13 protein-coding genes are annotated in these 13,630 nt (G+C 67.8%); 9 read left to right on the plus strand and 4 right to left on the minus strand.

All coding sequences use genetic code 11. From position 1 onward, the window contains the following. Positions 1-73: 73 nt before the first annotated feature. Positions 74-547, minus strand: a complete 474-nt coding sequence (locus J2W14_RS05440) for an Lrp/AsnC family transcriptional regulator (RefSeq protein WP_307459530.1) — start codon at positions 545-547, stop codon at positions 74-76. 176 nt (positions 548-723) lie between these two features. On the opposite strand from J2W14_RS05440, the gene J2W14_RS05445 reads away from it, so the two are divergent. From J2W14_RS05445 to J2W14_RS05470, 6 genes are all read left to right on the plus strand, one after another. Next, positions 724-2,136, plus strand: coding sequence for an amino acid permease (locus J2W14_RS05445; protein ID WP_307459533.1), 1,413 nt, complete (start codon positions 724-726; stop codon positions 2,134-2,136). A gap of 137 nt (positions 2,137-2,273) precedes the next feature. Then, the gene (locus J2W14_RS05450) at positions 2,274-3,308 is read left to right on the plus strand and encodes a thiamine pyrophosphate-dependent enzyme (RefSeq protein ID WP_307459536.1); all 1,035 of its coding nucleotides are present in this window, start codon (positions 2,274-2,276) and stop codon (positions 3,306-3,308) included. After that, entirely contained in the window at positions 3,301-4,344 is a 1,044-nt protein-coding gene (locus J2W14_RS05455; RefSeq protein WP_307459539.1) for an alpha-ketoacid dehydrogenase subunit beta, read from the plus strand. The genes J2W14_RS05450 and J2W14_RS05455 overlap by 8 nt, the downstream gene beginning before the upstream one ends. Next, positions 4,337-4,666, plus strand: coding sequence for a biotin/lipoyl-containing protein (locus tag J2W14_RS05460; protein ID WP_056426240.1), 330 nt, complete (start codon positions 4,337-4,339; stop codon positions 4,664-4,666). The genes J2W14_RS05455 and J2W14_RS05460 overlap by 8 nt, the downstream gene beginning before the upstream one ends. Before the next feature lie 4 nt (positions 4,667-4,670). Next, on the plus strand, positions 4,671-5,498 hold the full coding sequence (locus J2W14_RS05465; RefSeq protein ID WP_307459543.1) for an alpha/beta fold hydrolase: 828 nt from the start codon (positions 4,671-4,673) through the stop codon (positions 5,496-5,498). A 24-nt stretch (positions 5,499-5,522) separates the two neighbouring features. Beyond that, positions 5,523-6,179, plus strand: a complete 657-nt coding sequence (locus J2W14_RS05470; protein WP_307459546.1) for a phosphoribosyltransferase — start codon at positions 5,523-5,525, stop codon at positions 6,177-6,179. 134 nt (positions 6,180-6,313) lie between these two features. Here the strand turns inward: J2W14_RS05470 and J2W14_RS05475 are convergent, their stop codons facing one another. The 3 genes from J2W14_RS05475 to J2W14_RS05485 form a co-directional block, all read right to left on the minus strand. After that, positions 6,314-7,669, minus strand: coding sequence for an MFS transporter (locus J2W14_RS05475; protein WP_307459549.1), 1,356 nt, complete (start codon positions 7,667-7,669; stop codon positions 6,314-6,316). Positions 7,670-7,862: 193 nt separating this feature from the next. Then, positions 7,863-9,317, minus strand: coding sequence for a 4-hydroxyphenylacetate 3-monooxygenase, oxygenase component (gene hpaB, locus J2W14_RS05480; RefSeq protein WP_307459552.1), 1,455 nt, complete (start codon positions 9,315-9,317; stop codon positions 7,863-7,865). Between the two features lie 36 nt (positions 9,318-9,353). Next, positions 9,354-9,890, minus strand: coding sequence for a flavin reductase family protein (locus J2W14_RS05485; protein WP_307459556.1), 537 nt, complete (start codon positions 9,888-9,890; stop codon positions 9,354-9,356). A 169-nt stretch (positions 9,891-10,059) separates the two neighbouring features. Here J2W14_RS05485 and J2W14_RS05490 point away from each other — a divergent pair, with 169 nt between their 5' ends. The 3 genes from J2W14_RS05490 to hpaD all read left to right on the plus strand — a co-directional run bounded on the left by J2W14_RS05490 (position 10,060) and on the right by hpaD (position 13,557). Continuing rightward, a complete protein-coding gene (locus J2W14_RS05490) occupies positions 10,060-10,776 on the plus strand; it encodes an IclR family transcriptional regulator (protein ID WP_307459559.1) in 717 nt (238 codons plus the stop codon). A 113-nt stretch (positions 10,777-10,889) separates the two neighbouring features. Continuing rightward, entirely contained in the window at positions 10,890-12,395 is a 1,506-nt protein-coding gene (gene hpaE, locus J2W14_RS05495) for a 5-carboxymethyl-2-hydroxymuconate semialdehyde dehydrogenase (RefSeq protein ID WP_307459562.1), read from the plus strand. 88 nt (positions 12,396-12,483) lie between these two features. After that, the gene (hpaD, locus tag J2W14_RS05500; RefSeq protein ID WP_307459565.1) at positions 12,484-13,557 is read left to right on the plus strand and encodes a 3,4-dihydroxyphenylacetate 2,3-dioxygenase; all 1,074 of its coding nucleotides are present in this window, start codon (positions 12,484-12,486) and stop codon (positions 13,555-13,557) included. Positions 13,558-13,630 lie beyond the last annotated feature (73 nt).

Raw genomic sequence — 13,630 nt, forward strand, 5'->3', positions numbered from 1 at the left:
TTCAGCCCGCACCGGCCGTCCGGGCGTTCCGGCGTTCGGGCCGCGGCGTGCGCCGGCCGGAAGCGGCCCGGGCTCACCGCCCCGCGGCGGCGGCTTCCAGCAGCGGCAGGGTGCGGCCCTGGAAGTGGGTGTTGAGCACAATGACCGAGGACGAGCGCAGCACCGTCCGGGTGGCGATCATGGCATCCAGCACGCGCTGCAGGTCCGGGTTGGAGCGGGCCGCAATGCGGGCCATCAGGTCCGAGCTGCCGGAGACGGTGTGGATTTCGATCAGTTCCGGGATCGCCGCGAGGGCCTCGACCACCGCGTCGTGCCCCAGGTCCTGGTTGATCGTGAGGGAGCAGAACGCGACGACGGGAAACCCGAAGTGGGCCGGGTCCGGCTGGGGCACCCAGGAGCCGATGACTCCGCTGTCCTGCATCCGGTCCAGCCGTGACTGCACGGTGGCGCGGGCCACGTTGAGCACGCGGGAGGCCTCCAGAACCGAGGCCCGGGGCGAATCGGTGAAGAATCGGACAATCTTCGCATCCAAGACATCAACGTCCATCGAATATTCCTCCTGCCGACGCATTCGCATCACAAACCGTTCCGGAAACATCGCTCCGGACTAACAAACTGTCACCATGCTCTCACGGCCGCAGTGCCCGGAATCCGCTCCGGAGCGGTAAATTCAATAGGTCCCATAAGGACCCAGAGATCCAAACCACACGAAGGTTCGCAAGCATGACAATGAAGTCCACCGCGGAGCGCCCCGGCCTGAAACTCGGCCACAGCATGAAGCCACGCCAACTCACCATGATGGGACTCGGCAGCGCCATCGGCGCCGGCCTGTTCCTCGGTTCGGGGGCCGGAGTCCAGGCCGCCGGCCCCGCCGTCCTCATCTCCTACGTCGTCGCCGGAACGCTGATCATCCTCGTGATGTGGGCCCTGGGCGAAATGGCCGCGGCGAACCCCAACAGCGGCGCATTTTCCGTCTACGCCGCCAAGGCCATGGGCAGGACCGCCGGAGCCACCGTGGGCTGGCTCTGGTGGCTCCAGCTGGTGGTGGTGATCGCCGCCGAGGCCCTCGGTGCCGCCGCCCTGCTGTTCACCGTCTGGCCGGTCATTCCCGTCTGGGCCCTGTCACTGATCTTTATGGTCGTGTTCACGGTGATCAACCTCGCCGGGGTGAAGAACTTCGGCGAATTCGAATTCTGGTTCGCCATCCTCAAGGTGGCCGCCATCCTGCTGTTCCTGGGCATCGGCACGGCCCTGCTGCTGGGCTGGCTGCCGGACGTCGAGTCCCCCGGCCTCAGCAACTTCACGACCGATTTCGCCCCCGCCGGCCTGGGCGGCATCGCCTCCGCGCTCTTCGTGGTGATCTTCGCGTTCGGCGGCACCGAGATTGTCAGCGTGGCCGCCGCCGAGACCGAGAACCCCCAGCACAGCGTGGGCCAGGCGATCCGCACCGTCGTGTGGCGGATCCTGGTCTTCTACATCGGCTCGGTGTTCGTCATCGCCGCGGTCCTTCCCTCCACCTCGGAGGCCCTCGCCTCGCCGTTCGCCGGCGTCCTGGACATCGCGGGCATCCCCGGCGCCGGCGCCGCCATCACGCTGGTGGCCGTCGTCGCGCTCCTCTCGGCGCTGAACGCGAACCTCTATGGCGCGTCCCGGATGGTCTTCTCGCTGTCCGAACGAGGCGAGGCCCCCCGCTTCCTGTCGAGGATCAACAAGGCACGGGTGCCGATGCTCGCCGTCGGCGTGTCCGTGGCGTTCGGGTTCCTGGCCGCCGTGTTGGAGCTGCTCTTCCCGGAGAAAATCCTCCCCGCGCTGTTCCAGCTGGTCGGCTCGACCTGCCTGATGGTCTGGGGCTCCGCGCTGGTGTCCCAGCTGATCCTGCGCCGCCGCGCGGACCGCGACGGCACCGTCCTGCCGCTGCGGATGAAGGGCTTCCCGGGCCTGACGATCTTCGGCCTGGTGCTCCTGGCCCTGATCTTCGCCGTCGGCTTCAGCAGCCCGGCGAGCAGCAAGCAGCTCGTCAGCACCATCATCCTGGTCGCCGGCATCGCCGCGGCCTGCTGGATCGGCGCCCGGCTCACGCGCAACCGCGGCACGGCACCGGCCGAGCAGGCTGAACACGCCGACGCCGGGAAGTAACAGGCCCAGGCCGCGCACCTGACCAGACTGCACAAACTGCAAAGCCGAAAGTACATCCGGCTGGCACTCTTGTGCAGTCTGGTCAGTGATTTAGCCGCTGATTGCACAGCACTGGCCTGGTGACTAGGGTCACAGGCATGGACACACTTCCCGTGGCTTCCGGCGATGCCGCCGAACCGCTCACTCCCGCCCAGCTCCGCGAGCTCTATTCGCTGATGGTGGCGGTCCGCCACCTCGACACCTCGGCCATCGCCTGGCAGCGCCAGGGCATCATCCCCGGCTACGCGCCCGAACTCGGCCAGGAGGCGGCCCAGGTGGGCAGCGGCTACGCCGTGGACACCACCCGGGACTTCGTCTTCCCCACCTACCGGGAGATGGGCGTGGCCCGCACCATGGGCGTGGACATGGTGGCCTACATGTCCACCCACAAGGCCACCTGGCATGGCGGCCTCTACGACCCGCTGGAATCCCGGCTCGCCCCGATCCAGGCCGTTGTGGCCGGCTCCGTGCTGCACGCCGTCGGCTGGGCCCACGGCCAGACGCTGGACGGCACAGACGGCGTCGCGCTGACCTACTTCGGCGACGGCGCCTCCTCCCAGGGTGATATCCACGAAGCCCTGAACTTCGCCGCGGTGCTGAAGGCCCCCGTGGTGTTCTTCGTCCAGAACAACGGCTGGGCGATCTCGGTTCCCACCGAACGCCAGGTCGCCGGCGGCTCCGTCGCCGCCCGCGCCGCCGGCTACGGCATGCCGGCGCTGCAGATCGACGGCGACGACGTGGTCGCCGTCGTCGAGGCCACCCGCCGCGCCTTCGCGCACGCCCGGGCCGGGAACGGCCCCGTGCTCATCGAGGCCATGACCTACCGCCGCGGCCCGCACTCGACCTCGGATGACCCGGGACGCTACCGCTCGCTCGACGAGGAGCGCGACGGCGCCGGCACCGACCCGCTGGAGCGCTTCCGGCAGCGGCTGCTCGCCGACGGCATCGCCGACGAGGCCTTCTTCGCCGGGGCCCTCGCCGCGGCGAAGGCGGAGGAGGACCAGATCCGCACCGGCATCCAGGCGCTCGGCTCCCGCCCCGGCACCGAAATGTTTGACCTGGTCTTCCAGGAAACCACCCCTGCCCTGCAGGCCCAGGCCGCCAACTGGCGCGAGGAGTCCGAACATGTCTAACTCGATACTCGAAGGCGCACTTATTGTGGAAAGCCCGGCAGCCACCACCGTGATGTCCATGCAGCAGGCCCTCAACCGGGCCCTCGACGAGGTGCTCGCGGAAAACCCGAAGACCCTGATCTTCGGCGAGGACTGCGGCCGGCTCGGCGGGGTCTTCCGCATCACCGACGGGCTGCAGGCCAAACACGGCGAACAGCGGGTCTTCGACACACCGCTGGCCGAATCCGGCATCCTCGGCATGTCCGTGGGCCTGGCCATGGCCGGGTTCCACCCCATCCCCGAGGTCCAGTTCGACGGGTTCGCCTACCCCGCCATCAACCAGATCGTCTGCCAGATCGCCCGGATGAACTACCGCAGCCGCGGCACCCTGCCGATGCCCATCACCTTGCGGGTTCCCAGCTTCGGCGGCATCCGCGCCCCCGAACACCACGGCGAAAGCCTCGAGGCGCTCTTCGCGCACGTGCCCGGCCTCAAGGTGGTCTCGCCGTCGAACCCGCACGAGGCATACCACCTGCTCAAGTACGCCGCGACGCGGCCGGACCCGGTGATCTTCATGGAGCCGAAGTCTCGGTACTGGCAGAAGGGCGAGGTGGATCTCGCCCGCCACGATGCCGCCGGCGGCTCCCCCACCGGGGCGAAGGTCATGCGCGAGGGCCGGCACCTGACCCTCGTCGCGTGGGGCGCCATGGTGGCCCGCTGCCTCCAGGTGGCCGAACTCGCCGCCGAGGACGGGATCGACATCGAGGTCCTGGACCTGCGCTGGCTCAAGCCGATCGACGCCGCGGCCCTGGCCGCCTCCGTGCGCAAGACGCGCCGCGCCGTCGTCGTCCACGAGGCGCCGCTCACCTCCGGGCTGGGCGCCGAGGTGGCCCAGCTGATCACCCAGAGCTGCTTCGACACGCTCAGGGCCCCGGTGGAACGCGTCACCGGCTTCGACGTCCCGTATCCCTCGGGCGACCTGGAAGACGAATACATCCCGAACATTGACCGGATCCTCTTCGGGATCCAGCGAGTATTGGAGTACAAACGTGGCTGAAATTTCCTTCCCGCTGCCGGACCTCGGCGAGGGCCTGATCGAGGCAACCGTGCTGGAATGGCTTGTGGCCCCGGGCGACCAGGTGGAGCGCAACCAGCCCCTCGTCGAGGTCGAAACCACCAAATCCGCGGTTGAACTGCCCAGTCCGCAGGCAGGTAAGGTGGTGCGTATCCACGGCGGGCCCGGCGACAAGATCAATGTCGGCGAGCCCCTGATTGTGTTTGAGGTGCCGGACAACACCGCCGGCATTGTGGGCACGGTCCCGAAGGAAGAGGCACCGAAGCGCCGGGTCCGCCTGAGCGCCGTACTTGATGAGGACTGACACCATGAGCGGCAGACACACCGGCGAACAGCATTCCCACACCGTCGAGGGCACCGACCCCCAGCTGTACGTCGGGGTGCACGAGCCCGGGTCCGACGCCGGACTGCGCCCGGTGCTGCTGCTGCACGGGTTCTCCTCCTCCTCCAAGCTCAACTGGGAGGACACCGGCTGGCTGACCGCGCTGCTGGAGGCCGGCCGCCGCGTCATCACCGTTGACCTGCCCGGCCACGGCCGCAGCGGAGCCCCTGAGGACATGGACTCCTACACGCCCAGCAGGATCCGGGCGGATCTGCTGCAGATCGCGTTCGACGCCGGCGTCCGGCCCCTGCGCGACGGCGACCCGTCCAGCGGGCTGGACCTGATCGGCTACTCGCTCGGCTCCCGGCTCGCCTGGGAGTTCGGCGCCACCCAGCACGAGCTGGTGCACCGGCTGGTCCTGGGCGGGCCCAATGTCTCGGATCCGCTGGCCGACTTCGACCTCGTCGCCGCGCAGCGCCACTTGGCCGACGGCACGCCGATCGCCGACGCATCCACCGCCGGACTGCTGAAGATGGCGCAGGCGCTGCCCAGCAACAACATCTTCTCGCTGCTGTCCCTCGTGGAAGCCGTCAAAAGCGAGCCGTTTGACCCCGCCGAGGCCGTGCCGCATATGCCGATGCTGCTGGTGGCCGGGGAAAAGGACGACCGTGCCGCGTCGATGCCGGAACTCGCGGCCCTGGGCGCCAAGGCCGGCGCCATGGTCGAGCAGCTGGTCCTGCCGGGCCGGAACCACACCAACGCCATCACCAGCCGCGCGTTCAAGCAGGGGGCCATCAGCTTCCTGGGCGTCTGATCCCGGAACCGGAGGAGGCTCTCCATGGGCATGCGCTTCACCGACCGCGGGCAGGCCGGCAGGCTCCTGGCCGCCGCCCTCCCCCAGTTCCGCGGGCGCCCGGACGCAGTGGTGCTGGGCCTGGCCCGCGGCGGTGTCCAGGTCGCCGCCGAGGCAGCCGCGGCGCTCGGGCTGCCCTGGGATGTGCTGCCGGTCCGCAAGCTGGGGATTCCCGGGCACGCGGAAACGGCCTTCGGTGCGCTGGCCGCGGTCAGCGGCCGGGTGGTGCGGGTGCTGAACCGGCCCTTTGTGGACCAGCTTCTGGAACTGGGGATCACCCAGCCGGCACTCGATGAGGTTGTGAGGTTCGAGCAGGCGGAACTGGAGCGCCGCACCGGCGCTTATCCGGGGCCGCGGCTGCCGCTGGCCGGCAAAACCGTGATCGTGGCCGACGACGGAATGGCCACCGGAGCGACGATGCGGGCAGCCGTCGAGGCTGCGCGGGCGGCCGGCGCGGCGACCGTCGTCGTCGGAGTCCCGGTCGCCTCGCTGGAGGCCCAGACCTCCCTGCAGCAGCACGCGGACGCCGTCTTCGCCCTGTTCACCCCCGGCCAGTTCCGGGCCGTCGGCAGCTATTACCGCGCCTTCGGCCAGGTGCGGGACGACGACGTCGTCCGGCTGCTGGATGCCCGGCCCGCCTGAACGGCAACGCTGGGTCACCCCGCGCCCATGCGGAGCTCCCGGATGGGCGCGGGGTGACCCCGCGTTGGCGTTTAAAGACGGGAGGGGCACGGACCTATTGGCCCGTGCCCCTCCCTTGCTTAGCTTGCTTGCTGCTAGTGCCTGGCCGCTACATCCGTTGCGCCATGGCTGACGCCTAGCGGACGGCCCCTGGTTTCCCCGGCCAGCAGGACGCCGGCTGCGGAGATAACGCAGAGGATCATGATGTAGATGCCGATGGAACCGGTCCACCCGGTGCCCTGCAGCAGGGCCTCCGCGATGGTGGCCGCGAACGCACCGCCCAGGATGGCGCCGAAGGCGTAGCCGATCGAGATGCCCGAGTAGCGCACGTTCGCCGGGAACATCTCGGCGTACATGGCGGACATCGGGCCGTAGGACAGGCCCAGACCGATGGTCAGGACGAACAGCGCGACGCCGTAGAGCAGGATGTTCTTGGTGTCGATCAGGGCGAACATCGGGATCATCCAGGCGAAGACAATGCCGTAGCCGATGAGGAAGGTCTTGACGCGGCCGATCTTGTCCGACAGCCAGCCGCCGACCAGGGTGAAGATCAGCCAGCCGAAGGAGGCCAGCGTGGTGGCCAGCAGGATCTGCGCGACCGGCATCTTCAGGGACTTGGTGGCGTAGGAGATGAAGAAGGCGATCAGCAGGTAACCGGCGGCGTTGTTGCCGATGAAGATCATCGTCGAGTAGAGGACGGCCTTCTTGTGCTTGCGGATGAGCTCGCCGAGCGGAGCCCTGCTCTCTTCCTTGCGTTCCTGCATCTCCTTGAACACGGGGCTCTCGGCCACGGCGCGGCGGATCAGGTAGCCGACGACGATCAGCACGATGGACAGCAGGAACGGCACGCGCCAGCCCCAGGAGGCGAAGTCTTCCTTGGACATGGACGTGTTGAGGAAGTACAGCAGGCCGGTGGCGAGGATCATGCCGACCGGAACACCGATCTGCGGGTACGCGCCGAACAGTCCGCGCTTGCTCTTGGGAGCGTGCTCGACGGCCATCAGGGCGGCGCCGCCCCATTCACCGCCGGCGGAGAAGCCCTGGATGATGCGGAGCAGGATCAGCAGGACGGGGGCCCAGACGCCGATCTGGGCGTAGGTCGGCAGCATGCCGATCAGGGCCGTGGCGGCACCCATCATGATGAGGGTGAAGACCAGCATGGCCTTGCGGCCGAGGCGGTCACCCAGGTGGCCGGCGACGATGGCGCCGAGCGGGCGGAACAGGAAGCTGATGCCGATGAGGGCAAAGGACAGGATCTGTGCCAGGCCGGGGTTGGAGGCGTTCAGCGGCGCCAGGAACAGCGGTGACAGCAGCGTGGCTGTCAGCTGGGCGAAGATGAAGAAGTCGTACCACTCGATGGTGGTCCCGACCAGGGTGCCCGCGAGGACTTTGCGTTCCTCATGCTTGCTGCTGGGGCCCGCCTCAGAATCGACACGTGAAGTTGCGGTCATTGGAACTCCGTTGCTGGGGGCAGAGGTACTGCCCGGGGTGGGTGCGGTGCGGATAACTGAATGCCTCTAGCATTTACTGATCGAACGGTCAGTTAGTATTCAGAATCTTACTATGAAATGTGTGATAGGGCACACATCCCTGGAAAAAAGCTTTGCCGCGCCCTGGAAGTGACGGGAAAGCCTGTCTCCGGGGTCAGTCGGTGCGGTTCAGGAACTCCCGCACCCGGGCCCGGACGGGCCCGCGGTCGTAGCTGTTCACCATGGCGCCGGCCATCCGGACCGGATCCCCGAAGAAGAAGTATTCGTAGAGCGACTGCCGGCCGGAGAAGCCGGAGACCGAGGCGTCGAAGGCGAGCTTGAACAGCCGGACTCGCTCCGGGCCGGTCAGCGACTTGCCCTGCAAGTACATCTCGATGTCGGCCCGGGCGTCGCTGTTGACGTCCGCCTCGCCGGGGAGCGCCATCAGGCCGGAGGCGGAAAACTTGCGGATGATCTGCGGGAAGCGCTGGGCGACCTTCGGGTACCAGTTGCGGGCGGCGTTCAGCGTGGACCACTTCGGCAGCATGACGCCGGCGTCGTTGAGCTCCGCATCAGCCTCCGAGGCCCGGACCAGCGCCCGGCCGATTTCGACGTCGACAATCAGTTCGGCGATGTCCTCCTGGATGTGCTGGAAGCCGTCGATGCCGATCGAGTCGGCGAGTTCGGAGGCCAGGCCCAGGAAGAACTCGCTCTTGGCGATGGTGCGGGTGACCACCTGGTGGGTCATCAGGGCGCCGGCGCCGGTTTCGGAGTAGAAGCCGTTGCACAGCTGCGGGTTGCCGAGCATGAAGATGCGCTCGCTGGGAACGAAGACATGGTCGAAGACCGCGACGGCGTCCATTTCCTCGTAGCGGGACGCGAGCGGCTCGTCGTGGGTGCTGCCGCCGTTGTACAGGGAGGTCCGGCACAGGTAGCGCAGGCCCGGCGTGTCGTTGGGGATGGCGAAGGCGTAGGAATACGGGGCATCCTCCGGCGTGCCGCGGAGCACTGTGGAGGGGAAGACGAGCAGCTCGTCCGCGATCGGGGCGATGGTGGCCAGCATCCTGGCGCCCTGGATAACGATGCCGTCCTCGCGCTCCTCGACAATCCGGGCCGACAGCTGGCCGCCGAGCTGCTCGGAGCCGGAGACGGAGCGGTTGGCCTGCGGCGGGATCAGCGTGTGCGTGGCAAGGATGTCATTTTCCCGGGCCCACTCGTAGTAGTTGCGGATGTTCTCGCCGAACTTCGGGTCGGCCTGCGAGAACCACTTCCCGGCGGTGCTGAGGGCGGTGAGCGAGGAGTTCATGTAGTCGCCGGAGCGTCCCAGGAAGCCATTGGAGTACTCGGCCCAGGTCGAAATGGCACGGCGGCGGCGCTTGAGGTCCTCGACAGTCTTCGGCACCAGGAAGGAGGCGTTGACGAGGTCGCCGCTGGTGGGCGAGGTGTACGTCAGCGCCTCTTGGTATTTCGGGTCATGCTGCATGTCGAAGAGCCTGGCGTAGGAGCGCGCCACGTTGCGGAACGCGGGGTGCTCGGCGACCTTTTCGCTGACAACCTCACCGTCGATCACCACGTGGGGCGTCATGGCGTTGAGTTTGTCCAGGTACTGCTGTCCGGTACGGATACCCATTGTTGTTCCTCCAGTCGTCGTTGAGCTGAATCGAAATCAGAGCAGGTCTTCCATGCCCAGCTGGCTCTCCGGGATGGTGGTGAACGTACTGTTCGCGTAGGCCAGCGCATCGCCGCTGCGGTAATTGAAATCCACGACTTCACCGACATACAGCGTGTGGTCGCCGCCGTCGTATGCCGCCCAGGGCTTGCACTCAAAGTAAGCGAGCACGTGGGACAGCCGCGGGGCCGTTCCGCCCTCCACCCAGAGCGGCTCGGGTCCGGGACGGCCGGCAAAGTGCATCGCCAGGTGCCGCTGCTCCGCCCCCAGGATGTTGACCGTGAAGGGCCGGCCGGCAAGCTCGTCGTGGGCCTTCGCGGTGCGGGCGATACTGACGAGCACCAGGGGCGGCTCCATGGACACGGAGGTGAAGGAATTGACGGTGATGCCGTGGCGCTTCGTGACGCCGTCAAAGGTCACAATCGCCACCCCGGTGGCGAACCGGCCCAGGCTGCCGCGGAATTGGTGGGCCCGCTCGCCGGGCGTGCGGCCCGACTCAACCGGGACGGGCCCGGTGCGGGGCTTGGCAATCATCAGTGATCCTTGCGTTGCGTGACGGCTGGATGGGGGGTGCGCATCATCGGCAGAAGTTCTATAATCGAACGAGTAATTCCCATATAGAACGCTAACGCACTGTAAGGCGGAGCACAAGGGCCGAACGGCGCATCCAGGCTTCCCCGCCGCCCCCACCTAGGATGGACAAATGACCCCGACCGCCGGCAGCGCCCAGGCTTCCCCTTCCCAAACGTTGTCGCGCGGCATCCGCGCCCTCGAAATCCTGGCCGACGCCCAGCGCCCGCTCACCATCGCCGAACTGGCCGACGCCATGGGAGTGCACCGCTCCGTGGCCTACCGCATCCTGCGCACCCTTGAAGACCACTCCCTGCTGGTGCGCGACGACGGCGGACGGGTCCAGCCCGGCCCCGGACTTGCCGTCCTGGCCCGCGGTGTCTCGCGGAGCCTGCAGACGGCGGCGCTGCCGGAGCTCACCCAGCTCGCCAACACGCTGATGATGAGCGCCTTCCTCGCCGTCTGGGACCACGCGGAATGCGTCACGCTGGTCACCGTGGATCCGCGGCACACCGGCGCCACCGTCGTTCAGCACCCGGGCTCCCGGCATCCGATCAGCGCCGGGGCACCCGGGATCGCGATCCAGTCCGCGTTGTCTGAAGAGGAATGGGCCGCCGCCGCACCCGGCATCCCCTACCGGGCCGAGGCGGCCGAGGCGCGCCGCCGGGGTTATGCCGCCAGCCACGACGAGGTCATCTCCGGCGTGTCCTCACTGGCCGTACCGGTCCGGGTTCCGGGCGGGCGTCCGGCGGCTCTCGCCGTTGTGTATATCCGCGCCGCGCAGGACCCCGGGGAGGTCGCCGCGGCCCTGGCTGCGAGCGCCCGGCGCATCGAAAGCCAGCTGGGCTGAAAGCGGCGGGGCACTCCCCTCCGGTCGCGGACTCCTTCCGGGAATGCTTGACAAGCAGCCCCGTCTCGGGCAGTTTGTATCGTATACGATTTCATACTCAATGAGGAGATGTGATGGCCGAGCACTACATTCCAGACGACCTTCCGACGCGCATCCGCCACTACATCGACGGCGAGTTCGTTGACTCCGTCAGCGGCCGGACCTTCGATGTCCTGGACCCGGTCTCCAACACCAACTACGCCACCGCAGCCGCGGGCCAGAAGGAAGACATCGACCTCGCCGTCGCGGCCGCCCGCAAGGCCTTCACCGCCGGGCCGTGGCCGAAGATGAAGCCGCGGGAACGCGCCCGCGTCCTGAACCGGATCGCCGACGCCGTCGAGTCCCAGGAGACCCGGCTGGCGCAGCTGGAGACGTTCGACACCGGCCTGCCGATCACCCAGGCCAAGGGCCAGGCGCTGCGCGCGGCGGAGAACTTCCGCTTCTTCGCGGACCTGATCGTCGCCCAGTTCGACGACGCCATGAAGGTCCCCGGCGCGCAGATCAACTACGTCAACCGCAAGCCGATCGGCGTCGCGGGCCTCATCACCCCCTGGAACACCCCGTTCATGCTGGAGTCCTGGAAGCTGGCCCCCGCGCTGGCCAGCGGCAACACAGTGGTCCTCAAGCCGGCCGAATTCACGCCGCTGTCCGCCTCGCTGTGGGCGCAGATCTTCAAGGACGCGGGCCTGCCCGACGGTGTCTTCAACCTGGTCAACGGCCTCGGCGAGGAAGCCGGCGACGCGCTGGTGAAGCACCCGGACGTGCCGCTGATCTCCTTCACCGGCGAAACCACAACCGGCAAGACGATTTTCCGCAACGCCGCGGAGAACCTCAAGGGCCTGTCCATGGAACTTGGTGGCAAAAGCCCGGCCATCATCTTCGCGGACGCGGACCTCGACGCCGCGATCGATTCCACCCTGTTCGGCGTCTTTTCCCTGAACGGCGAGCGCTGCACCGCCGGCTCCCGCATCCTCGTCCACCAGGACATCTACAAGGAGTTCTGCGAGAAGTACGCCGCCCGGGCGAAGAACATCGTGGTCGGTGACCCGCACGATCCGAAGACCGAGGTGGGCGCCCTGGTCCACCCCGAGCACTATGACAAGGTGGCCCGGTACGTGGAGATCGGCAAGACCGAGGGCCGGCTGCTGGCCGGCGGCGGGCGGCCCGAGGGGCTTCCGACCGGCAACTACATCGAGCCGACCGTCTTCGCCGACGTCATGCCGGATGCGCGGATCTTCCAGGAGGAGATCTTTGGTCCCGTCGTCGCGATAACCCCGTTCGCGGACGACGCCGAGGCGCTGGCCCTGGCGAACAACACGCGGTACGGGCTGGCCGGCTATGTCTGGACCAACGACCTGACCCGCGCGCACAACTTCTCACAGAGCCTCGAGGCCGGCATGGTCTGGCTCAACAGCCACAACGTCCGGGATCTGCGCACCCCGTTCGGCGGGGTCAAGTCCTCCGGCCTCGGCCACGAGGGCGGCTACCGCTCCATCGACTTCTACACCGACCAGCAGGCCGTCCACATCACCCTCGGCACCGTCCACACCCCGAAGTTCGGCGCCGCGGCGGCGCAGTAGCGCCCTCCACCTGCCACCCCGCCTGCGTCCCCACCGGCGCACCACTCAATCCCGTCTGCGCCCCCATACTCAATGAGGAGTCCCGATCATGGCCACCGACATCATCACCGCGACCGTTCCTGCACCCGATATCGTCCGCTGCGCCTACATGGACCTCGTGGTCACCGACCTGGCGAAGTCCCGCGCGTTCTACGTTGACCTGCTCGGCCTGCACGTGACCTACGAGGACGAGGATGCCATCTATCTGCGGTCCCTGGAGGAGTTCATCCACCACAACCTGGTCCTGCGCAAAGGTCCGGTGGCCGCCGCCGCGGCGTTCGCCTACCGTGTCCGCACCCCCGGGGATGTGGACAAGGCCGAGGCCTATTTCGCCGAGATGGGCTGCCGCACCGAACGCCGCGGGGACGGCTTCGCCCGCGGCATCGGCGACTCCGTCCGCGTCGAGGACCCGCTGGGCTTCCCCTATGAGTTCTTCTACGAGGTGGAGCACGTGGAGCGGCTCACCCAGCGCTACGACCTCTACTCGGCCGGCGAACTCGTCCGCCTGGACCACTTCAACCAGGTCACCCCGGACGTCCCGCGCGGGCGGAAGTACCTCGAGGACCTTGGCTTCCGCGTCTCCGAGGACATCAAGGACTCCAACGGCGTGACGTACGCGGTCTGGATGCACCGCAAGCAGACCGTGCACGACACCGCCCTGACCGGCGGCGACGGCCCGCGGATGCACCACATCGCCTTCTCCACCCATGAGAAGCACAACATCATCCAGATCTGCGACAAGATGGGCGCCCTGCGCATCTCCGACCGGATCGAACGCGGCCCGGGCCGGCACGGTGTGTCCAATGCCTTCTACCTGTACATTCTCGATCCGGACGGCCACCGGGTGGAGATCTATACGCAGGACTACTACACCGGTGATCCGGACAATCCCACCATCACCTGGGATGTGCACGACAACCAGCGCCGCGACTGGTGGGGCAACCCCGTGGTCCCCAGCTGGTACTCCGAGGCCTCCCTGGTCCTGGACCTCGACGGGAACCCGCAGCCGCTGGTGATCCGCACCGACAGCAGCGAGCTGGCCGTGACCGTGGGCGCCGACGGTTTCGCCTACACCCGGGAACCCGGCGAGGAGCGTGGGTTCAAGCTCGGGACCCAGCTCTAGCCCCGGTTGCCCGGTCACTTAGGGTCCTTCCCAGCGCTCAGAGCAGCTCCAAGTGACAGGGCATCCGCGGGTT

Origin of the sequence: Pseudarthrobacter oxydans (assembly GCF_030812335.1) — a bacterium.
GTDB lineage: Bacteria > Actinomycetota > Actinomycetes > Actinomycetales > Micrococcaceae > Arthrobacter > Arthrobacter oxydans_B.

What these genes read in the sequence shown, in the direction of transcription:
- hpaE (WP_307459562.1), top strand. Translation starts at nt 10,890, where the DNA reads ATGGCCGAGCACTACATTCCAGACGACCTTCCGACGCGCATCCGCCAC.
- J2W14_RS05485 (WP_307459556.1), bottom strand. Translation starts at nt 9,890, where the DNA reads ATGATTGCCAAGCCCCGCACCGGGCCCGTCCCGGTTGAGTCGGGCCGC.
- hpaB (WP_307459552.1), bottom strand. Translation starts at nt 9,317, where the DNA reads ATGGGTATCCGTACCGGACAGCAGTACCTGGACAAACTCAACGCCATG.
- J2W14_RS05490 (WP_307459559.1), top strand. Translation starts at nt 10,060, where the DNA reads ATGACCCCGACCGCCGGCAGCGCCCAGGCTTCCCCTTCCCAAACGTTG.
- J2W14_RS05475 (WP_307459549.1), bottom strand. Translation starts at nt 7,669, where the DNA reads ATGACCGCAACTTCACGTGTCGATTCTGAGGCGGGCCCCAGCAGCAAG.
- J2W14_RS05450 (WP_307459536.1), top strand. Translation starts at nt 2,274, where the DNA reads ATGGACACACTTCCCGTGGCTTCCGGCGATGCCGCCGAACCGCTCACT.
- J2W14_RS05465 (WP_307459543.1), top strand. Translation starts at nt 4,671, where the DNA reads ATGAGCGGCAGACACACCGGCGAACAGCATTCCCACACCGTCGAGGGC.
- J2W14_RS05470 (WP_307459546.1), top strand. Translation starts at nt 5,523, where the DNA reads ATGGGCATGCGCTTCACCGACCGCGGGCAGGCCGGCAGGCTCCTGGCC.
- J2W14_RS05445 (WP_307459533.1), top strand. Translation starts at nt 724, where the DNA reads ATGACAATGAAGTCCACCGCGGAGCGCCCCGGCCTGAAACTCGGCCAC.
- hpaD (WP_307459565.1), top strand. Translation starts at nt 12,484, where the DNA reads ATGGCCACCGACATCATCACCGCGACCGTTCCTGCACCCGATATCGTC.
- J2W14_RS05440 (WP_307459530.1), bottom strand. Translation starts at nt 547, where the DNA reads ATGGACGTTGATGTCTTGGATGCGAAGATTGTCCGATTCTTCACCGAT.
- J2W14_RS05455 (WP_307459539.1), top strand. Translation starts at nt 3,301, where the DNA reads ATGTCTAACTCGATACTCGAAGGCGCACTTATTGTGGAAAGCCCGGCA.